Below are 19,042 nucleotides of genomic sequence, written 5' to 3' on the forward strand. Positions count from 1 at the left end.
TCGCGCTGCGGTAGGGTCCGGCCCGCTGCCAATCACAACGGGCCGGGGAAATACGCGGCGGAAGATAATGGTCCTGGGCGCCTCAGGTGGTCATCGGCTGGTCGAGGGCCGACACCAAGGCATCCAGCGCCGCCTCGGTGAAACGCCACATATTGGCTTCCCGGTCGCCGTCACCGGTCTCCAGCGTGAAAACCTTCGTCATCGGCCCCGAGAGCGCGATGCAGGTGTGCCCGGCAGCATCGCCGTAGCGGTTGCCCCTCGGGCCGGAGGCACCGGTCTCCGCCAGCCCCCAGGTGGTGTCCATGCGCCGCCGCATGGTCTCGGCCAAGAGGGCGGCGTAGGGCTCGGAGGAGGAGCGCATGCCCGGGTGCTGTTCAAGCTCGATATCCGTGAAGATCTCGCGCGCCTTGTGGGTATAGATCACGCCGCCGGCGACGAAATAGGCCGAAGCACCCGGTACCGCCAGAAGGGACGCGGATATCAGTCCACCGGCGGAGGACTCGGCGACGGCGATGGTCTCGCCGCGCGCCTTCAGCAACCTTCCGGCGGCGTCCCCGAGCCTCTCCAATGCAACCATCCTGAAAACCCTCCCCTTACGCGACCTCGTGATCCGCCATCAGTTCCAGCGCCTTCACCATGGCCGAATGATCCCACGCCTTGCCGCCATGCGCCGTGCAGGCGTTGAACAGCTCCTGCGCCGTTGCCGTGTTCGGCAGGCTGAGGCCCATTTCGCGGGCGTTGGAAAGGGCGAGGTTCAGGTCCTTCTGGTGCAGCTCGATCCGGAAGCCCGGGTCGAAATTGCGCTTCACCATGCGGTCGCCATGCAGCTCCAGGATCTTCGACGAGGCGAAGCCGCCCATCAGGGCCTCGCGCACCTTGGCCGGGTCGGCACCCGCCTTGGAGGCGAACAGCAGAGCCTCGCCGACAGCTTCGATGGTCAGCGCGACGATGATCTGGTTGGCCACCTTGCAGGTCTGCCCGTCACCATTGCCGCCGACCAGCGTGATGTTCTTGCCCATCAGCTCGAACAGGGGCTTCACCCGGGCAAAGGCCTTCGGTGAGCCGCCGCACATGATGGTCAGAGACGCCGCCTTGGCGCCGACCTCACCACCGGAAACCGGGGCGTCGATATACTCGCAGCCGAGCTCGTTGATCTTTGTCGCGAAATCCTTGGTCGCGAGCGGCGAGATCGAGCTCATGTCGACCACGGTCTTGCCCTCGGTAAGCACCTCGGCAACGCCATCATCGCCGAACAGCACCTCTTCGACCTGCGGCGTGTCCGGCACCATGATGAAGATGATGTCGGCCGCCTTGGCGACCGCGGCCGCGCTCGGGCAGGCTTTGCCGCCAGCATCGACCAGGCTGTGCGGCACCTGATTGAGGGTGTTCAGGAAAACCTCATGACCGGCCGCGATCAGGTGTCCCGCCATGGGCACGCCCATGATGCCGAGGCCGATAAAACCAAGCTTGCTCATCTGTTCGTCTCCTCCTTTGAGTTTATTGTTCGCGCGTTCGCGTCACTGTGCCGTGCCGCGCCTCACGCCGTCATCCCGAATTCCGCAGCAAGCAGCTCGTAGCTCCGCCGCCGCACGCTCTCGTCATGCGCCCAGGTCACCACCGCAATTTCCTCGATCCCGAGCCGCTTCGCCAGCGCGTTGATCTGCTCGGCCACCTTCTCCGGCGTGCCGACCATCGCCTTGCCCCGCAACTCGTCCATCCGGGCCGTCTCGCTTTCCGAATAGGCCGCATTATTCGCCGTGTCGGCGCTTTCCAGCGCCGTATAACGGCCCCGGTCGCGGTAGAGCTGCCAGCGGGCGCGGGAGGCGAAGTGATATTGCGCCTCCTCCTCGGTCTCGGCGGCGAGCGCCCAAACGCAGATGCCGGGGTTCGGCTCCGGAAAGCGTTCGCTCGGCTGATAGCGGTCGCGGTAGATCTGGATCGCTTCCGGGCCGCCCTGCCCTTCGGTGAAGAACCAGGCGAAGCTGTAGGGCAAGCCGAAATGGGCGGCCACCTGAGCGCCGTAGAGCGAGCTGCCGAGCATCCAGATTTCGGGTGATGTCTCGCCCTGCGGGTTGGCCTGCACAGTGGCGAACGGGTGGCCTTCCGGCAACGGCTGGCCGCTGACCCAGGCCATCAGGTCCTGCACATCGTTCGGAAACTGGGCCGGGCGTTCCGCCGCCGCAGGATTGAGCGCAAGCGAGGTCCGGCCGTCCGAGCCCGGCGCGCGGCCGAGGCCGAGATCGATCCGGCCCGGCGCGAAGGCTTCCAGCACGCGGAACTGCTCGGCCACTTTCAGCGGCGCGTAATGCGGCAACATCACCCCGGCGGAGCCGATGCGGATACGGTTCGTGCGCATGGCGATCCCCGCCAGCAGGATTTCAGGCGCGCTGCCGACGATAGTCGGATGAGAATGGTGCTCGGACACCCAGAAACGCTTGTAGCCGAGGCCCTCGCACAGCTCGGCCATGGCGACGGTATCGCGGATGGTCTGGCCATGCGGCTTGCCGACGCCGGCAACGGACTGGTCGAGAACGGAAAGATGCAGCATGGGCGGGCTCCTTCTGGCGAGAGCTTGGAAAAACTCGGAGGAAAAGCATAGAGGGTTTCGCGCCCACCTGCCTTGCCGATCCACCACGAGACTCTTCCCCGCGCGTAATCTTGCCACAACGCGGAATGCCGCGCATTCCGCTGGCGTCCCATCGCCACCCTGCCTAGTCTTGCCGGATCAAACTTCCCGGCCGACACGCGCCGGGGGCGTTTCACTTCTGGCAAGGTTCCTGCCGCAGGTCATGAGCGACAGCAAAGACACACTCCCCCTCACCCCCAATGCCCGCCGGCGCTGGGGCCGTGCCCTGATCAGGCTCGTGCTGCTGGGTGGCATTGCCGTGATTGCCTTCATGGTCGGTGCCTGGTGGTACGCGGAGACCGGGCGCTACATCACGACCGAGAACGCCTATGTAAAAGCGCCGGTGATTGCCGTCAGCCCGAATATCGACGGCCGCGCCGTCGAGGTCCGGGTCGGCGACAACCACGCGGTGGCTGAGGGCGACTTGCTGTTCCGGATCGATCCGCAACCCTATCAGGTCCAGCTCAGGATGGCGGAAGCGCGGCGCGGCTCGGTGCGCAACGAGCTGCTGGCGACGAAGGCCGAACTCGGCCAGATCGCCGCCGAGATGGCCGAGCTTGGCCCCCGGGTGAAGTTCTACGCCAAGGAGGTCGCACGGCAGCAGCGGCTGGTGAAAAGCTTTGCCGGGACCGAGGCCAAGCTCGACGAGATGCAGATGGAGCGGGACACGGCCGAACAGCGCCTCCGCTCGTTGCAGGAAAAACGACAGGTCGTGCTCGCCAAACTCGGCGGAGCGCCGGACCAGCCGGTCGAGACCCACCCGAAGGTGCTTGAGGTGGATGCGGAGATCGAACGGGTGAAGCTTGATCTGGCCTATACGGAAATCCGCGCGCCGGTGACCGGCATCGTCACGAGGATGAAGCTGCAGGCCGGCGAATGGGTCGAGGCCGACACGCCGACCTTCGGCATCATCGGCACCGGCGCTGTCTGGATCGAGGCGAACCTGAAGGAAACCCAACTCGACGCCATCGCCATCGGTCAGCCAGTCGAGGTCCGCGTCGATGCCTATCCCGATGCTGTATGGTCCGGTCAGATCGAGAGTCTGAGCCCGGCCACCGGCGCCGAATTCTCCGCTCTGCCGCCGCAGAATGCGTCAGGCAACTGGGTCAAGGTGGTGCAGCGCCTGCCGGTGCGCATAACGGTCGAGCCGAACCCCGATTTGCCGCAGCTCCGGGCCGGCATGAGCGCTAAAATCTCCGTCGATACCGGACGCCAGCGCAATCTCGTCGACAATCTCGCCGCGCTGACCGACACATGGCTGGCCAGGGCGGCCGAAAGTACCCGCTAGTCGTCCCGCCGGATCTTCACGAAAACCAGCACCGGCAAGGTGGCGAAACAGGTCAGTGCATAGAGCAGGAAACAGTTGTTGAAGCCGATCAGGGCGGACTGGCGCCAAGCCTCTCCGGCAAGCAGGCCGAGACTGTCCGTCCATTGCACGGCACCGCCGCCAATCGCGTCCGGGAATTTCAGCCGCTCCTCGAACGGGCCGATCCCCTCGACCATCTCGGCGTAACGCACCTTGCTGGTGCGGACCAAGACGAAGACGCTGGCGGCGACATAGAGGCTGGTCCCCATGTTGCGGATCAGGTGGAACAGCGAGGTTGCATCCGGCAGCAGCGCGCGGTCCAGCGTCGAGAAGCTGACCATCGACAGCGGCACCCACATCAGCCCGCAACCGATGCCCTGCAGGATGCTCGGCCAGACCAGCGCCCAGAATCCGACATTGAGATCATACAGGCTCATCATCCAGCCGCTCGTCCCAATCGCCAGCGTGCCGAGCACCAACCCGATACGCGGATCCATCTTCCCCATCCTTGCCGCCGCGTAAAACCCGGCGATCATGCCGACACCACGCATTGCCAGCACCAGTCCGATCAGCGTGTCCGGATAGCCGCGATAGCTCTGGAGAAGCTGCGGCAACAGCACCAGCGGGGTAAAGTTCACCGCGCCATAGACGAAGACCAGAAAGAGCCCGACCACGAAATTTTGATTCTTGAGCAGCACGGGACGGACGAAGGGCCGGTCGACGCAGGCGCTGTTGGCGATGAACATTGCGAAGGCGGCGCTCATCACAATCAACAGCGTGATGATGGTCCCGGATTGCAGCCAGTCCTCCCGCTCGCCCCGGTCGAGCACCAGCTGCAGCGCGACGATGGCGACGGAGAACAGCAGGAAGCCCAGATAGTCGAAACGCGGCAGCGCCGTCTTGCCGCCCTCGCGGATCCAGCGCATCACACCGGCGAGCGCAAGCAGGCTGAACGGCACGATCATCAGGAAGACGAAGCGCCAGTTGTATTCCTCCGCCAGCCAGCCGCCGATCGACGGCCCGATGGCCGGACCGATGACGACCGACATGCCGAGATAGCCGTTCGCCTTGCCGTATTCCTCCTTCGGCCAGACCTGCAGCACGATGGCCTGGCTCAGCGGCACCACCGGCGCGCCGAAGGCGCCCTGAATAATGCGGAAAAACAGCACCGCCTCGAGCGAGGTCGCCATGGCGCAGGCGAGCGAGGCGAAGGTGAAACCGGAAAGGCAGAGGATCAGCAGTCGGCGCTGCCCGACCCAGGCGACCAGAGAGCCGGTCAGCGGCGTCACCACCGCCGTCGCCACCACATTCAGCGTCACCACCCAGGAAATCTCCTCGGTAGTCGCCGAAAAGGCACCCTGCATCTGCGGCAGGGCAACGTTCACGATCGTTAGCGTAAGCGCGTAGAGCATGCAGGCGCAGGCCATGGTGACGAGAACGAGCACCTTGTAGCTGCTGTTCTCCTCCGCCGCTGCTGCCGTCACAGCCGACATGGACGTCTTCCTCCGTTGGGCCGCCCGTTACTCCGGGAGCTCTCATTGGTCTGGTCAGTTTAAGAGCGGAAAATGCGGGAGGGCGAGGGATTTAGGTGGAAAGAGTGTCGTGTGGCAGGACCGTCACCCGGATTGAACGAACCGTTCTTGTATCTGCCGCTCGAAAAGCAGAAGGGGAGCCTCGCTTCAGCGGACTCCCCTCCAGCAGTCTATCGACGTTTGGACCAGCGATCAGATACCGGCAGCCTTACTGCTCTCGATATAGACCTGGCGCAGGCGCCGGGCGATCGGGCCCGGCTTGCCTTCACCGATAGTGGCGCCGTCGATCTCGATCACCGGGTTCACGAAGCTGGTAGCCGAGGTGGAGAAGGCTTCCTTGGCCGCTTTGGCTTCGGCGACGGTGAACGGGCGCTCCTCGACCTTCAGCTGCAGCTCGGCCGCGCATTGCAGAACGGACTTGCGGGTGATGCCGTGCAGGATATCGGTCGACAGGTCACGGGTGACGATGGTGCCGTCTGCGGTGACGATATAGGCGTTGTTGGAGGAGCCTTCGGTGATCTCCCCGTCCAGCACCATCCAGGCGTCATCGGCACCGGCGTCGTGCGCCTGGTTCTTGACGATGGAGGCATAGAGCAGCTGCACGGTCTTGATGTCGCAACGGCGCCAGCGCAGATCGTCGACCAGGATGATCTTCTGGCCACGCTCGGCCAGCGCGCTGTTGATCAGAGACTTCGTCTGCGGGAACATCAGCAGGGTCGGCTTCACGTCCGGACCCGGGAACAGGAAATCCCGGTCGGCGGCGCCACGGGAGATCTGCAGATAGATCAGCCCCTCGGTGAGGTCGTTCCGCCTCACCAGCTCACGATGGATGTCGAGCAGCTCTTCGTCGGTGGCAGGCGACGGCAGCTTCAGCTCTGCAAGGGACCGGCGCAGGCGCGTCATATGGCCTTCATACTCGACCAGTTTGCCGTCGAGAACCGATGTCACCTCATAGACGGCATCGCCGAACAGGGAACCGCGATCGAAGATCGAGATCTGGGCCTCGTTCTCCGGGACATAGCTGCCGTTAACAAAGACAGTACGCATTCTGTAAACCTCAAGAACCGGGTGGCGGATCGGGGGCCGATCCTTGGATGATGGATCGGGCGGGGGATCTACGCTTGCGCGCGGCCATCGTGCCTTTCAGCGAGGCCATCCCTGCCCACGGGGACGTCCCGGAGACCCCGAAGAGCCAGCGAGACCACGACCATACACTGCAGCCGGCCCCGGAAACCAGCCCTGTTTGCACTGCAATACGAACTCCGTCTGGCGCCCCTGGCCGGTCCTTTCACAGCAAAATTTTATGGCCGTCCGGCGGTATGCCCCCTAAGCTTGAACAGCTCGTCTCCGACGGCATCCGTCGGCAGGTTCCAGTGCTGGGCATCCTTACCGCGCCCGGCTTCGGTGCCGCCTCCAGGCTCGATCCATCGGAAGTGCTCTCCCGCAGTTGAAATCCGCATCATTGGCATTGCGGTCACCGCTTCGAAAACCGGCTGCATTCTTGCTGAAGGCGCGCACCTGAATATTCGGCGCAGCAAAAAAGTATAGGTTGATATGACGATCCCCGGCTCCCTTAACTAAAAGTTCACCACATCATGAAAAATTCCTCCGAAGGGAGGTGTGATACGTGCACTTCCGGGCGGTTTCCGAATTGCGGAAGCCGTCACGAGGGAGCGACTTGATGGCGAGCAAAAGACCCGGCCAATTTCAGTCCGGAATCGCGGCGGTTGTCATCCTTGCGGCCGCGAGCATCGCAGTGATGCTATTTCTCGGCGTACAGGCCGCAAGCCGGTTCAATGCCACGGAAGACTCCTGGCTCAAGTACAACAATCAGACCCGAAATGTTTCCGGAAGCCTCAATGCGCTGCAACGCCATCTCGGCTACGGCGGATTCATACACAATTTCAAGAATTTCGTATTGCGGCGCGATCCGGTTTATCTGGAGCGCATGGAGAAGAGCGCGTTCGCAGCGCTTGGCGAGATTGCTGCACTGAAATTCGTTCTCCTCTCCGCCGAAGAGCAAGGCCTTCTAAATGACGTAGAGGCAACGATTGAAGATTATCTTGCAAAAGAGAAAGAGACGATCCGCCTCTACCAAGAACTCAGCGTGAGCGAACTGGACAAACTGGTCCGTGTCGACGACAGAGCGGCGCTGGTCGCCCTCGAAAAGCTCCAGGGTCTGAACGAGATCCGAAGTTTCCAGCAGGAAAAGATTGCACAGGCCTCTTTCAACGACGCGATGAGCACCCTGAAGCAGGGATCGTTCGTCGTGGTGCTCATTCTGGCGGGCGCATCCGGTATGATCTTGCTGCTGATCCGGACCGCACGGGTAAATGCACGCCTCAATGCCTCCCACGCCTATGTCGAGCAGCTTTACAACGAATCTCCCAACGCGCTGGTCAGCGTTGACCAGGGCGGGCGCATTTTCCAGATCAACCGGCAGGCTGAACGGCTGCTCGGCTACTCAGTCGACGAGCTGTCCGGACGAACCGTGCATTCGTTGATCCCGGAACGGTTCGACGATGACCGCCAAACCCTCATACAAAGACTGACTTTCGACCTGGAAAACTTCGCCTCAGATGACTATTCGATGCAATTGGCTGCCAGGCACCACGACGGCCATGAAGTTCAGGTTCATCTGCGAATCCGGATCGTCATCGGGACCGCGAGGACATTTTTCCTGCTGGCTCTGCTCGACATCACCGAGATTGCCGAGCTCCATGAAGAATTGCGCATCGCCCAGCAGAATGCGGAAGCCGCCAGCGAAGCCAAATCCCGGTTTCTCACGTCCATGTCGCACGAGATCCGAACACCATTGAATGGCATCCTCGGGATGCTCCAGCTCATCGACAGGAAGGCTGTAACACCGGACATAGCCCAGAAGCTTTCTATCGCGAAGGAATCCGGCTTGTTTTTGCTAACCCTGATAAATCAGGTGCTGGATTTCGCCCGTATTGAAGCAGGCCAGATTACCATCTCCAAAGAACGCTTCTCCCTTCCAGCCATGATGAACGCGATGGAATCGATGTTCCGGATCCGGGCGGAGATGAAAGGTTTGGAGTTCCGCGGCAACGTGATCGGCGAGAACGGGGCTTTCCTTTATGGTGATTTCGATCATATCCGCCAGATTCTGTTCAATCTGATCGGCAACGCGGTCAAATTTACGGAAACAGGAAGCGTTGACCTGGTCGCCCGCAGCCAGATGCTCCACGATGGAAAGATCTGCCGTATTTCGTTCGAAGTGTCCGACACCGGCCCGGGGATCCCTGTGGAGGATATCGACAAGATATTCGAGGAATTCAAACAGACCGACGTCGGAATCCGCCATGGTGGGGGCACAGGACTTGGTCTGAACATTTCCAAACGCATTGCAGACGCGATCGGTGCCGAATTAAGTGTCGAAAGCGAGGTCGGCGTCGGCACGATGTTCCGCTTGTCCGTCGACACTGAGATAGCCAAAAATCAACAGGTTATCGATGAAATCGTCAAAGACGCCGACATTCCGCAGCTGCGAGTTCTGGTTGCTGAAGACAACGACATCAACCAGATGATCACCAAGGCCATGCTGGAACGGGATGGTCATACCGTGACGATTGCACAAGACGGGGAAATTGCGGTGAATCTCGTCCGCAATGCCCCTGATGCCTACGACGTCATTCTGATGGATGTGCAGATGCCCAATATGGATGGAGTGCAGGCCACGGTTTCCATCAGGCAGTTCGCCCGCAACGTGGAGAAACTCCCCATCATCGGGCTGACCGCGAACGCCTTTCAGGACCAGAAAGATGAATATTTGAGTGCGGGCATGCAATTTGTGCTGACAAAGCCGCTCGAGATTACAGACCTCAGAAACGCGCTAGGCCGATTTGCGCCGGTGCCGTCACCCGTGCAGACAACCGGTAATCCAGCACGTGCGACATCAACAGCCGTCCCCCTGACGACCGCGGCGGGCTCAAACGGCACAGATCGCCATATCGATCGAGAAATCCTGGAAACATTGAAGGCCTCCATACAGCCAGAAAGGCTTCTGACGCTTCATGACGATGCCTGCAAACAATCCACAGCACTCATCGAGGCGCTGAAAAACTCAGCGGGCAGCATCGACGAAAAAAGCCGTATCGCACATGAATTGACCGGGATGCTCGGAAATTTCGGCCTCAAGCTTGCACGCCTCGAAACAGAAAAATTCGGCGCCTCCATTCATGAAGGCACGGCAAGCCCGGGAAGTCTCAAAAAACTGGAAAACCTTCTGGAAACCAGCTGGCGCATTCTAGAGCAGGAACTAAAAACACCTTATCCATCACGCTCCTGACCGCTTTCACTTGTCCATGGCCTCCAGCCCAGCCTGTATTTTCTGCAATGTTACAGGCTTGTCGAAGCCTTTCAGAGCACCGAGGCTTTCTGCCATTGCCGGAAAATCCACGTCAAACTTGGCCTTCGCTTCAGTAAACACGACCGTCGGCAGAATGGTCTTGTTTCTGACCATCCAGTTCAGAACCTCAAAACCGTCGCTCTCCGGCATCAGAACATCAAGAAATATGCCGTCGAAGGAGTGCGACTGAATCAGCTTTATTGCCTCATTCCCATTTGCCGCTTCCTCGAAGCTCCGCCCAAGGGACTTCAAACACTCTCCGATTAATGCACGGGTCGGCTGATTATCATCAACGACCAGGAAATGGCCATTCATAGCGCGCCCTCTGAAAGCTTCATTTTAAGCAACACTACACTCGGTGCCCCGGCACGCACGAGCGGCAAATTATTGATAAGGATCAGATTACCTTCTGAACTGACTACCGTGCCCGGCATATACAGAACGGGTTCCTTGCTCTCTTCAAGCTTTCAAGAGCTATAGGGCTGGCGCGGCGCTCCGCTGCGAGAGCTGTTGCAGGTTGAACTAATACCAGGTTTTGACGCCCGGCGGATCGACGCCAGCGCCCGCCTCGAACTCAATGGCACCATTGAGAGTAGCTTCGACGACACGAACGAAGAGGCAGATCAGAGCTAACCGTTACCATACCCGCTACCGGCTTTCTTGTAGTCGCCGCGCGGCGGGCTGAAGACGTCGATGACAAAACAGCCTTCCGGGCCAGCCTTCAGCCCGTGCACAACATTACCCGGCGTGCACCAGAAATCACCGGCCTTTACTGCGTGATCCACTCCGTCCTGCGTTCGCACGCCGCTGCCTTCGAGCATGATGCCCCATTGCTCTTCCGGATGACTGTGCATTGAGCCTTCGGCATGAGGGTCAATTCGCACGATAGAGAACATCAGGTTCTCTCCCGGAAAGATCCGCGCCGTCAGCCCTTCGGCGAGAGTCCGTTGAATGCCCTGGTCGAGATCATGAAGATTGAAGAAATTCTGGCCGGACATTGATCCTGGCTCCCTGCTCGTTGACCTGATGCGAGAGGATCAAGGAGATCGACAGCCCGGACAAGAAGCTATCCCGGCATCCGGAAGCCTTCAGGTTTGGGTACGGATTCGTTCGAGGACCGTCACCTCCCCATCGGCCTCGATCCTGAACAGGATCACCTCGCCGGAAGCAGGGTAGACGCCTGTCAGAGCGGTGATATTTACCTGATGCGTCACCAGAATAACTCTCTCGTCATCCGGCAGCGCAGCCAGAAATGCGCGCAGCCCTTCCGTCTGCTCGGCCCCGGTTGACCTGTCGGCGAAAAAGGAATTGAGGCTGGCCAGTTCCTCAGTTGCACCCAGTCCCAGAATTTCCGCTGTCTCGAGGCAGCGGCACCATTGACTGGAAAGTATCCGATCAACTTCCATACCGGCAGCACGCACGGCATCGCCTATGCGTCGCGCCTGCGCGCGGCCCGTCCCGTCAAGATTGCGCTGCGTCGAGCAATCCCCAATCCGGAATTCCTCCGGATCGCCTGTTCCGGGCGCGATCGCATGACGCATGATTGCGAAAGTCCTCGGTGCCGCAAGACGCTCCCACCCCGTCCGTGAATCATTCGCCAGAGATGATTTGATCAACCCTGTGGACAGCAACGGTACGATAAGCAGCAACAGCAACGACCGACGCGCAAATACAGTCATGACAATCTCCCGAGTGGACCGACGCGCACGGAAATAGAGCGTCATACGGATCAGGCAAGCCGTCCCCCGCAAGCAATGGATCGAGCAAAGAAAAAGCCCCGCATAAAGCGGGGCTCTGAGATGCCGCAGACGGGAGATCCGTTACAGCACCCGATAGATCAGATCGCGAGATACTCCTGACGGAGCGCCTCATCATCCAGCACTTCTTGCGCGGTGCCGTCGAAAACGATCTGACCCATATCGAGGATCAGGGCCCTGTCTGCGAGATGCAGAGCCGCGATTGCATTCTGTTCAACAATAATGGACGTCATCCCGAGGGTTTTGATTTCCTCGAGGATCTTTTCGATTTCCTGGACAATAACCGGAGCCAGTCCCTCATAGGGCTCATCCAGGAGCAACAATTTCACGTCCCGGGCAAGGGCGCGGGCAACGGCCAGCATCTGCTGCTCGCCGCCGGACATCGTGATGCCCTCCTGCTTGCGGCGTTCCGCCAGACGCGGGAAATGTTCATAGAGCCGTTCGATCTCCCACCCTTTGGGACCGTTGATCTGCGCCAGCTCCAGATTTTCCTCGACAGTCAGACCCGGAATAATCCGACGGTCTTCCTGAACCAGCCCGACGCCGTTCTGCGCCGCTTGAAAATCCTTCATCTGATGCAGCGGTTTGTGGTCGAGCCAGATTTCACCGTGCTGCAACTGCGGATCGCCCGCACGAGCAATCGTCCGCAGGGTCGAGGTCTTGCCGGCCCCGTTACGGCCGAGCAGAGCCACGATCTCGCCTTCGTGGATATTGAAGCTCACATCCTGGACGATATAGCTCTCGCCGTAATAGGCCTGCATGCCCCAGCAGGAGAAGTAGGCTGGCGGAGTACCGACATTCCTGATCGGGTTTTCCGGCTTTTGCAGGGACCCGCTGTCCGGCTGATTGAGGAGAGTTTCAGTGCTCATAGATGGGCTCCCCCGAGATAGGCTTCCTGGACCCGCGGATCGCCCTTGATCTGCTCCGGCTTGCCCTCGGCGATGACAGTGCCCTGGGCGAGAACGGAGATCTTGCTGGCGAGCGAGAACACGACATGCATGTCATGCTCAATGACGATCTTGGTGATGCCGCGCTCACCGATCTGCTTCAGCAGGTCGATTGTCTTGTTGGTATCTGCACGGGACATTCCGGCAGTGGGCTCGTCCAGAAGCAGGAGTTTCGGGTCCTGCACCAGACACATTGCAAGCTCCAGCCGCCTCTTGTCCCCGCGGGACAGGGAGTTCGCGATCATCTCCCTCTTGTCCAGCAGGTCGACGTCACCGAGCAGTTGTTCGGCCCGGTCCCGTACCTCTGCAATGGAGTCGACACGGGCCCAGCCGTTCAGCTTGAAGGCGCCGTCCCGCCGCGCGAGCGTCGGGATCATGACGTTTTCAAGCAAACTGAGGTCGCCGAAGATTTCCGGTGTCTGGAACACCCGAACGACCCCTGCCTGATTGATCTCGTGCGGCTGCTTACCGAGCAGGGAAGTGCCGTTGAAATCGACCGTGCCAGTATCCGGGGTGAGACGGCCGACAAAGCAGTTCAGCAAGGTCGACTTACCGGCGCCGTTCGGCCCGATGATCGCGTGAACCGCGCCTTCCTCGACGTTGAGTTCCACATTGTGGAGCGCCTTAAGACCGGCGAAGCTCTTGTTTACGTTTCTGACAGACAGAATAGTGCTCATTTCGCCTTCCTCATTCGCCGGGTGCGGTGGATATGGAGGAACCGGGCGCACCGCGTTCCTTGCGCACCAGTTTGGCGATACGTCCCGCGCCTTCCATCAGCCCGCCGGGCAGGAAGATGACGATGACCATGAACAATGCACCAAGCGTGAGATGCCAGCCTTCACCGACGAAAAGTCCGGTAAGGGAAACGACGAGTCCCTGAAGCCATTCCGGCAGGAAGTCGAAGATCCCCATCAGCGCATCGTGATTGAAGGCACTGAAGATGTTCTCGAAATATTTGATCACACCCGCGCCGAGCACCGGTCCAAGCAGGGTTCCGGCACCACCGAGGATGGTCATCAGCACAACTTCTCCCGACGCCGTCCACTGCATGCGTTCCGCACCGGCAAGCGGGTCGGTCACGGCGAGCAGAGAGCCGGCGAGCCCGGCATACATGCCGGAAATCACGAAAGCAGCGAGTGCGTAAGGCCGGGTGTTAACACCGGTATAATTCAGCCGGTTCTGGTTCGACTTGATGGCCCGGAGCATGGTTCCAAAAGGCGATCTTGCGATGCGAACTGCAACGATAAACCCGAGGATCATCACTACCGCACAGAAGTAGAAGCCGGGATACCCCGTCATCTCGACACCGAAGAGATCGGTCGTCGGCAGAGCCGCCCCGTAATCAATCCCAGCCATCGTATCCAACAGACGCGGATCGTGCGGGCTGAGCTGCAGACCGGTCTCCCCGTTCGTGATCGGGGTCAACACCGAGTAAGCCATATTGTAGGACATCTGTGCGAAGGCCAAAGTCAGGATCGAGAAGTAGATCCCCGACCTGCGCAGACTGACAAAACCGATGGCCAGAGCGAAAAGGCCCGACACCCCAACCGCGAGAACCACAGCTGGCAGCACATTCATGGTCAGCAGCTTAAAGGACCAGACGGCAACGTAGGAGCCGACGCCGAGGAAAGCTGCATGGCCGAAAGAGAGATACCCAGTCAGCCCGAACAAAATGTTGAAGCCGATCGCGAAAAGTCCATAAATCGCGAACTTCTGCAACAGGTCCGGATAGCCGGCCCCGATCGGCGCGAGCCAAAGCGGCGCGGTCAGGACTGCGATCGTGAAAATTGCGATCAGGATGAAGTCGTTTCTTGGATTTGGCGTGATCATCTTAACTCTCCATCACGCCTTTGCGGCCCAGCAGCCCGCGCGGACGCACGAGCAAGATGACCACCGCAACGAGGTAGATAATGATCTGGTCGATGCCGGGGAAGATGCTCTTCACCTCGTTCATCGACGCAAAGGATTGCAGAATACCGAGCAGGAAGCCGGCCGCGACAGCACCGCCGAGCGAGCCCATGCCGCCGACAACCACGACGACGAAGGACAACACCAGGAAGTCCATGCCCATATGATAATCGGGCGGCAGGATCGGTGTGTACATCACCCCGGCAAGGCCCGCGACCACGGCCGCGATGCCAAAGACGATGGTGAAGCGCTTCTGGATGTTGATCCCGAGCAAACCGACCGTGTCCCGATCAGCCATTCCGGCGCGGACCACCATGCCGAAGGTGGTAAATTGCAGAAAGGCAAATACCGCCGTGATCACGAGACCGGAGAAAGCGAGATAGAGCAGGCGCCACCAAGGGTAGACAACCGAGTCCCCGAGGCCGAACAGAGCGCCGATGTTAGCGCTGCCAGACACCAGTTCCGGCGCCGGCTGCGGGATTGGATTGGCCCCGAAATAGGCCTTCACAATCTCCTGCAGCACAATGGCGAGGCCGAAGGTGACGAGGATCTGTTCCGCGTGTGTACGTTTGTAGAAATGCTTGATCAGGCCGCGCTCCATGGCGAGGCCGATCAAAAGCATGACCGGTATGGCGAACAGGATCGATAACGGCACGGCCATATCGATGATCGCAGTGCCTGTTTCGCCGAACCAGGTCTCCAGATAGGGGACCTCTTTATAGGCCTCGAAGAAGGTGATGCTCTCGTCCTTGACCTTCGCCGACAGCGTCAGCAGCTTTCGCAGACTGACGGCGCAGAAGGCACCAAGCATGAACAGCGCTCCATGGGCGAAATTGACCACGCCCAGAGTGCCGAAAATGAGTGTGAGGCCGAGCGCGATCAGTGCGTAGGCACCGCCCTTGTCCAGCCCGTTCAGAATTTGCAGAAGTATGGCGTCCATGCCGCGTTTCCCGCTCGGGGTTCCCCGCTAAGAAATCAGAAAATACCGGCCGCCGTCGAAACGGCAGCCGGTATCCGCATTCAGATGATCAGGCGCCGTTGTTGCACGGGCCGAGATCGCCAGCAAACTGCGGGATATTCGGATCGTACGTCACCTGTTCAGCCGGGACTTCCTGCACAACTTCGAGCAGGTCGAACTGAGAGGTCGGGTTTTCATTCCCCTTCACGACCAGCACTTTCTTGAAGCACTGGTGATCGTCGCCCCGATAGAGGGTCGGACCGTTGCCCATACCGTCGAACTTGAAGTTCTCCAGGGCGCTGACGACTTCGCACGGAGCGAAAGTGCCGGCACGCTCGCAGGCATCGGCATAGAGGATGGTCTGCACATAGCAGGTGTGTGCAGCCTGGCTCGGCGGGAAGCCGTACTCGGCACCGAAGGATTTCACGAAAGCTTGGGAGCCTTCATCCGTCAGCGACCAGTGCCAGTTGGTGGACCCGAAGATCCCCTTAACGTTCGCGCCAGCGCCCTGAGCCATCAGACGGCTGTAGAGCGGAACCACGATGGTGAAGTCCTTGCCGTTCACCTGCTTGTCGCGCAGACCGAACTGAACCGCCTGGGTCAGCGAGTTCACCATGTCCTTGCCGTAGTGGTTCAGGATCAGCACGTCCGCACCGGAGTTCAGCACCGGCGTGATGTACTGCGAGAAGTCACCGGCACCGAGCGGGGTACGCACGGCAGCAGCAGTCTTCCAGCCAACGGCTTCGGTCGCGTTCTTGATCGACTCTTCCTGGGTCCAGCCCCAGGTGTAGTCAGCGGTCAGGTGATAAGCGACACGATCGGTTCCGTAGTTCGCCTTCAGCACCGGAGCCAACGCGGCACCCGACATGTAAGCGTTGAAGAAGTGACGGAAACCGTTACGGCGGCGATCCTTGCCGGTCGTATCGTTAGAGTGTGTCAGGCCGGCCATGAACATGATGCCGGCATCCTGGCAGAGACCCTGAACAGCGATAGCCACACCGGAGGAAGATCCGCCGGAGATCATCAGAGCGCCGTCCTTTTCGATCATCCGCTTGGCGGATGCGCGGGCGGCATCGGACTTGGTCTGCGTGTCACCTGTGACATACTCGACCTTCTTGCCGAGAATACCGTTACCCTTAAGGGCCAGCGGCTTCATGGTGTTCATCATGCCGCCGTCGCCTTCACCGTTAAGGTGTTTGACGGCAAGCTGGTAGGCGCGCAGCTCGTCGGCGCCCTCATCGGCATAGGCACCGGTCTGCGGCACGTTGAAGCCGAGCTTCACGGACTTGGCGCTACCCGGGTTGTTAATGAATTCAGCGCCGTAAGCATTGCGCGTGAAAAAGGTCGGCGCGGCAAGGGCGCCGGATAACGCGACGCCGCCCTTAAGAAGATTACGCCGGCTGAAGCCGGCATCAAACTTTGCCATTTGTTCCTCCCGTTATTTTTTCTGGAATGCGTCAGAGACCCAATCCCCATTGAGCATCTTTATGCGCTCGGTCACAACAGTACGCACATTTAGTCAAGAAACGAATAAGTAATTGAAATTTGCAGATTTTTTTGTAAATATTTGGACAAGAAATATTATTGGTTTGTAAATAATTTACGCTGCACCGCACCAAGTTGAGCGAAATCAAGGAACTGAAACATGGCCCGCGCGCCGATTGGCATGAGAATACGAGAGAGACGGCGAAGCCTCGGGCGGACACAGGCCGATCTTGCACAGGCCGTCGGCATTTCCGCGTCATACTTGAACCTGATCGAACATGACAAACGCCAGGTCGGTGGTGCACTCCTACGGCGACTGGGGGAGGTCCTTTCCGTCGGGATCGAGTATCTGGACGGCGCTGCCGAACGCCGGCTGATCCAGGACCTAGAAGAAATCGCAACCGACCCGGCCAATGCCGATGGCGAGACCGATCCGGAAAGCGCAACCGATCTTGTCGCCCGGCACCGTCCATGGGCCGGGCTGATCGTGAATATGCACAGAACCAACCTGGACCAGACCGCGACCCTGCATGCCCTGTCCGACCGCTTGCGCCAGGACCCTTTCCTCTCCGACGCCGTGCACGGCATGCTCTCCAATATTGCCGCTATCCGGTCCACCTCTGAGATTCTTGCCAGCGTCGATGACGTCCCGGATGACCAGCGGACGCGGTTTCACCGCAATCTGGCGGAAGAAAGCGCGAAACTGTCCGATGTCGCCCAGGCCATGGCCGGATATTTCGACCGTGCGCCATCACGCCAGGGCTCCGTGACACCGGCTGAGGAGGTCGATGACTTCGTCCTGGAGAACCAGAATTATTTCGCGCCGCTGGAAGAAGCCGTAGAAAAACTCGGCGCACGCCTCGGGTGCGACGCGGTCGCTCCGGAATTCGAATCCGCCGCCCACACGTTGCTCCAGCAGATCGGTAAAACACCGCTGCCCCTGCCCGACAGCACCGGACCGGCCCTGCCGGCAGCAACCCGGCGGTTCCGGGCGGCACGGGCGCTGGTAGTCGCGGCACTGACGGACGTGATCGAGGAAATCTTGCTGCACTCCCCCCTGCTGACCAGCGATGCGGCACTGGTCAGGGGGCGCCGCGCTCTGCAATCCTATGCTGCTGCAGCCCTGTTGATGCCGTACGACCGTTTCCGCGAGACAGCGATCGCCTGCCGGTATGATATCGACATGCTGCAATACCGGTTCAGCGCCAGCGTCGAGCAGGTTTGCCACCGGCTGGCCTCGCTCCGGAAACCCGGCGCGGAAGGTGTGCCCTTCGCCTTCATGCGGTCCGACCCGGCCGGCTTCATCACCAAGCGGCTGCCGCTGCGCGACCTGCCATTACCGCGCTACGGTGGCGCTTGCCCCCTCTGGGCTATCTATCGCGCCTTTCAGACCCCGGATCGGGTGTTCCGGCAACTGGCCGAATTTCCAGACCGCAGCCGCTTCCTGTTTTTCGCCAAGACCGTCGCCAAACAGGCCACGGGGTTCGACGCTCCCCGGCACCTTGTTTCCATCATGCTCGGTTGCGACGCGCTCTATGCCCGCGACGTGATCTATGGCGATGGACTGGACCTGACGGCGAAGTCTGTATCGGAGCCCGTCGGGTCCGCCTGCCGGGTCTGCACGCGCGAGGAATGCCGCCATCGGCAGGAACATCCGATCACTGGCGCCTGACGGAAACACGCAGAGTTGTTGCGCCATCGCCCGCCTGAGCTACACTCGAAATCAACCGGCATTGAAAAAACAGTCGGACTACTAACACGGCTATTGGGGGAAACGGCGTGACGACACGCGTCTTTATTGCGGAGGACGAGCCTAACATTCTCGAATCCCTGAGCTTCCTTCTGGGACGCGAGGGGTGGGAAGTGACCAGCGCGCTCGACGGAGACTCCGCCCTGGAACAACTGAACGACGGCGCGCTGCCTGACGTGGTGATTCTCGACATCATGCTGCCGCATCGCAACGGATTTGAGATCCTGCGCCAGCTCCGCGCGTCTCCGCGCACACGGGAGCTCCCGGTCATCGTCCTGACCGCCAAAGGCCAGGAAAAGGACCGCAAGACAGCAGAGGAAATCGGCGCGAATGCATTCGTGACCAAACCCTTCTCTAACAAGGATGTCGTCGACCAGGTCCGCAGGCTGGCCGGGCTCTAG

General features: G+C 60.2%; 19 protein-coding genes. 5 read left to right on the plus strand and 14 right to left on the minus strand.

Annotated elements, in window-relative coordinates; translation table 11 throughout:
• Positions 1–82 precede the first annotated feature (82 nt).
• From VOI22_RS11620 to VOI22_RS11630, 3 genes are all read right to left on the minus strand, one after another.
• Entirely contained in the window at positions 83–577 is a 495-nt protein-coding gene (locus VOI22_RS11620) for a CinA family protein (RefSeq protein ID WP_323796646.1), read from the minus strand.
• Positions 578–593: 16 nt separating this feature from the next.
• A complete protein-coding gene (gene glxR / locus VOI22_RS11625; protein WP_323796647.1) occupies positions 594–1,475 on the minus strand; it encodes a 2-hydroxy-3-oxopropionate reductase in 882 nt (293 codons plus the stop codon).
• A 62-nt stretch (positions 1,476–1,537) separates the two neighbouring features.
• Positions 1,538–2,548 carry an LLM class flavin-dependent oxidoreductase gene (locus tag VOI22_RS11630; RefSeq protein ID WP_323796648.1) on the minus strand — a complete coding sequence of 337 codons (1,011 nt, stop codon included), beginning with the start codon at positions 2,546–2,548 and terminating at the stop codon, positions 1,538–1,540.
• Between the two features lie 241 nt (positions 2,549–2,789).
• Between VOI22_RS11630 and VOI22_RS11635 the strand changes: the two genes are divergently transcribed.
• On the plus strand, positions 2,790–3,914 hold the full coding sequence (locus tag VOI22_RS11635; RefSeq protein WP_323796649.1) for an HlyD family secretion protein: 1,125 nt from the start codon (positions 2,790–2,792) through the stop codon (positions 3,912–3,914).
• Here the strand turns inward: VOI22_RS11635 and VOI22_RS11640 are convergent.
• The 3 genes from VOI22_RS11640 to VOI22_RS11650 all read right to left on the minus strand — a co-directional run bounded on the left by VOI22_RS11640 (position 3,911) and on the right by VOI22_RS11650 (position 6,933).
• The gene (locus tag VOI22_RS11640) at positions 3,911–5,425 is read right to left on the minus strand and encodes a DHA2 family efflux MFS transporter permease subunit (protein ID WP_323796650.1); all 1,515 of its coding nucleotides are present in this window, start codon (positions 5,423–5,425) and stop codon (positions 3,911–3,913) included. The genes VOI22_RS11635 and VOI22_RS11640 overlap by 4 nt on opposite strands.
• Before the next feature lie 231 nt (positions 5,426–5,656).
• On the minus strand, positions 5,657–6,511 hold the full coding sequence (locus tag VOI22_RS11645) for a D-amino-acid transaminase (RefSeq protein ID WP_323796651.1): 855 nt from the start codon (positions 6,509–6,511) through the stop codon (positions 5,657–5,659).
• Positions 6,512–6,765: 254 nt separating this feature from the next.
• A complete protein-coding gene (locus VOI22_RS11650; protein WP_323796652.1) occupies positions 6,766–6,933 on the minus strand; it encodes a hypothetical protein in 168 nt (55 codons plus the stop codon).
• 212 nt (positions 6,934–7,145) lie between these two features.
• Here VOI22_RS11650 and VOI22_RS11655 point away from each other — a divergent pair, with 212 nt between their 5' ends.
• Complete coding sequence (locus VOI22_RS11655) at positions 7,146–9,776, plus strand: ATP-binding protein (RefSeq protein WP_323796653.1); 2,631 nt, start codon at positions 7,146–7,148, stop codon at positions 9,774–9,776.
• Positions 9,777–9,782: 6 nt separating this feature from the next.
• On the opposite strand, the gene VOI22_RS11660 is transcribed toward VOI22_RS11655, so the two are convergent.
• The gene (locus VOI22_RS11660; protein ID WP_323796654.1) at positions 9,783–10,151 is read right to left on the minus strand and encodes a response regulator; all 369 of its coding nucleotides are present in this window, start codon (positions 10,149–10,151) and stop codon (positions 9,783–9,785) included.
• A 195-nt stretch (positions 10,152–10,346) separates the two neighbouring features.
• Here VOI22_RS11660 and VOI22_RS11665 point away from each other — a divergent pair, with 195 nt between their 5' ends.
• Entirely contained in the window at positions 10,347–10,469 is a 123-nt protein-coding gene (locus tag VOI22_RS11665; protein WP_323796655.1) for a hypothetical protein, read from the plus strand.
• Here VOI22_RS11665 and VOI22_RS11670 read toward each other — a convergent pair.
• The 7 genes from VOI22_RS11670 to VOI22_RS11700 all read right to left on the minus strand — a co-directional run bounded on the left by VOI22_RS11670 (position 10,466) and on the right by VOI22_RS11700 (position 16,832).
• On the minus strand, positions 10,466–10,834 hold the full coding sequence (locus VOI22_RS11670) for a cupin domain-containing protein (RefSeq protein WP_323796656.1): 369 nt from the start codon (positions 10,832–10,834) through the stop codon (positions 10,466–10,468). The genes VOI22_RS11665 and VOI22_RS11670 overlap by 4 nt on opposite strands.
• A 90-nt stretch (positions 10,835–10,924) precedes the next feature.
• Entirely contained in the window at positions 10,925–11,515 is a 591-nt protein-coding gene (locus VOI22_RS11675) for a histidine phosphatase family protein (RefSeq protein WP_323796657.1), read from the minus strand.
• Positions 11,516–11,673: 158 nt separating this feature from the next.
• Positions 11,674–12,462 (minus strand): ABC transporter ATP-binding protein, encoded by a 789-nt coding sequence (locus tag VOI22_RS11680; protein ID WP_323796658.1) that lies wholly within the window; start codon positions 12,460–12,462, stop codon positions 11,674–11,676.
• Positions 12,459–13,217 carry an ABC transporter ATP-binding protein gene (locus tag VOI22_RS11685; protein ID WP_323796659.1) on the minus strand — a complete coding sequence of 253 codons (759 nt, stop codon included), beginning with the start codon at positions 13,215–13,217 and terminating at the stop codon, positions 12,459–12,461. The genes VOI22_RS11680 and VOI22_RS11685 overlap by 4 nt, the downstream gene beginning before the upstream one ends.
• 10 nt (positions 13,218–13,227) lie before the next feature.
• Positions 13,228–14,370 (minus strand): branched-chain amino acid ABC transporter permease, encoded by a 1,143-nt coding sequence (locus VOI22_RS11690; protein WP_323796660.1) that lies wholly within the window; start codon positions 14,368–14,370, stop codon positions 13,228–13,230.
• Between the two features lies 1 nt (position 14,371).
• Positions 14,372–15,388: a branched-chain amino acid ABC transporter permease gene (locus VOI22_RS11695; RefSeq protein ID WP_323796661.1), complete on the minus strand. Its 1,017-nt coding sequence runs from the start codon at positions 15,386–15,388 to the stop codon at positions 14,372–14,374.
• Positions 15,389–15,476: 88 nt separating this feature from the next.
• Entirely contained in the window at positions 15,477–16,832 is a 1,356-nt protein-coding gene (locus VOI22_RS11700) for a substrate-binding protein (RefSeq protein WP_323796662.1), read from the minus strand.
• A gap of 219 nt (positions 16,833–17,051) precedes the next feature.
• Between VOI22_RS11700 and VOI22_RS11705 the strand changes: the two genes are divergently transcribed.
• Positions 17,052–18,563: a helix-turn-helix domain-containing protein gene (locus VOI22_RS11705; protein ID WP_323796663.1), complete on the plus strand. Its 1,512-nt coding sequence runs from the start codon at positions 17,052–17,054 to the stop codon at positions 18,561–18,563.
• Positions 18,564–18,670: 107 nt separating this feature from the next.
• Complete coding sequence (locus VOI22_RS11710) at positions 18,671–19,042, plus strand: response regulator transcription factor (RefSeq protein ID WP_028467760.1); 372 nt, start codon at positions 18,671–18,673, stop codon at positions 19,040–19,042.

The organism is Nisaea sp. (assembly GCF_034670185.1).
Classification (GTDB): domain Bacteria; phylum Pseudomonadota; class Alphaproteobacteria; order Thalassobaculales; family Thalassobaculaceae; genus Nisaea.

Coding starts and splice junctions, on each gene's coding strand:
- VOI22_RS11620 (WP_323796646.1), bottom strand. CDS start 577: ATGGTTGCATTGGAGAGGCTCGGGGACGCCGCCGGAAGGTTGCTGAAG.
- glxR (WP_323796647.1), bottom strand. CDS start 1,475: ATGAGCAAGCTTGGTTTTATCGGCCTCGGCATCATGGGCGTGCCCATG.
- VOI22_RS11630 (WP_323796648.1), bottom strand. CDS start 2,548: ATGCTGCATCTTTCCGTTCTCGACCAGTCCGTTGCCGGCGTCGGCAAG.
- VOI22_RS11635 (WP_323796649.1), top strand. CDS start 2,790: ATGAGCGACAGCAAAGACACACTCCCCCTCACCCCCAATGCCCGCCGG.
- VOI22_RS11640 (WP_323796650.1), bottom strand. CDS start 5,425: ATGTCGGCTGTGACGGCAGCAGCGGCGGAGGAGAACAGCAGCTACAAG.
- VOI22_RS11645 (WP_323796651.1), bottom strand. CDS start 6,511: ATGCGTACTGTCTTTGTTAACGGCAGCTATGTCCCGGAGAACGAGGCC.
- VOI22_RS11650 (WP_323796652.1), bottom strand. CDS start 6,933: ATGCCAATGATGCGGATTTCAACTGCGGGAGAGCACTTCCGATGGATC.
- VOI22_RS11655 (WP_323796653.1), top strand. CDS start 7,146: ATGGCGAGCAAAAGACCCGGCCAATTTCAGTCCGGAATCGCGGCGGTT.
- VOI22_RS11660 (WP_323796654.1), bottom strand. CDS start 10,151: ATGAATGGCCATTTCCTGGTCGTTGATGATAATCAGCCGACCCGTGCA.
- VOI22_RS11670 (WP_323796656.1), bottom strand. CDS start 10,834: ATGTCCGGCCAGAATTTCTTCAATCTTCATGATCTCGACCAGGGCATT.
- VOI22_RS11675 (WP_323796657.1), bottom strand. CDS start 11,515: ATGACTGTATTTGCGCGTCGGTCGTTGCTGTTGCTGCTTATCGTACCG.
- VOI22_RS11680 (WP_323796658.1), bottom strand. CDS start 12,462: ATGAGCACTGAAACTCTCCTCAATCAGCCGGACAGCGGGTCCCTGCAA.
- VOI22_RS11685 (WP_323796659.1), bottom strand. CDS start 13,217: ATGAGCACTATTCTGTCTGTCAGAAACGTAAACAAGAGCTTCGCCGGT.
- VOI22_RS11690 (WP_323796660.1), bottom strand. CDS start 14,370: ATGATCACGCCAAATCCAAGAAACGACTTCATCCTGATCGCAATTTTC.
- VOI22_RS11695 (WP_323796661.1), bottom strand. CDS start 15,388: ATGGACGCCATACTTCTGCAAATTCTGAACGGGCTGGACAAGGGCGGT.
- VOI22_RS11700 (WP_323796662.1), bottom strand. CDS start 16,832: ATGGCAAAGTTTGATGCCGGCTTCAGCCGGCGTAATCTTCTTAAGGGC.
- VOI22_RS11705 (WP_323796663.1), top strand. CDS start 17,052: ATGGCCCGCGCGCCGATTGGCATGAGAATACGAGAGAGACGGCGAAGC.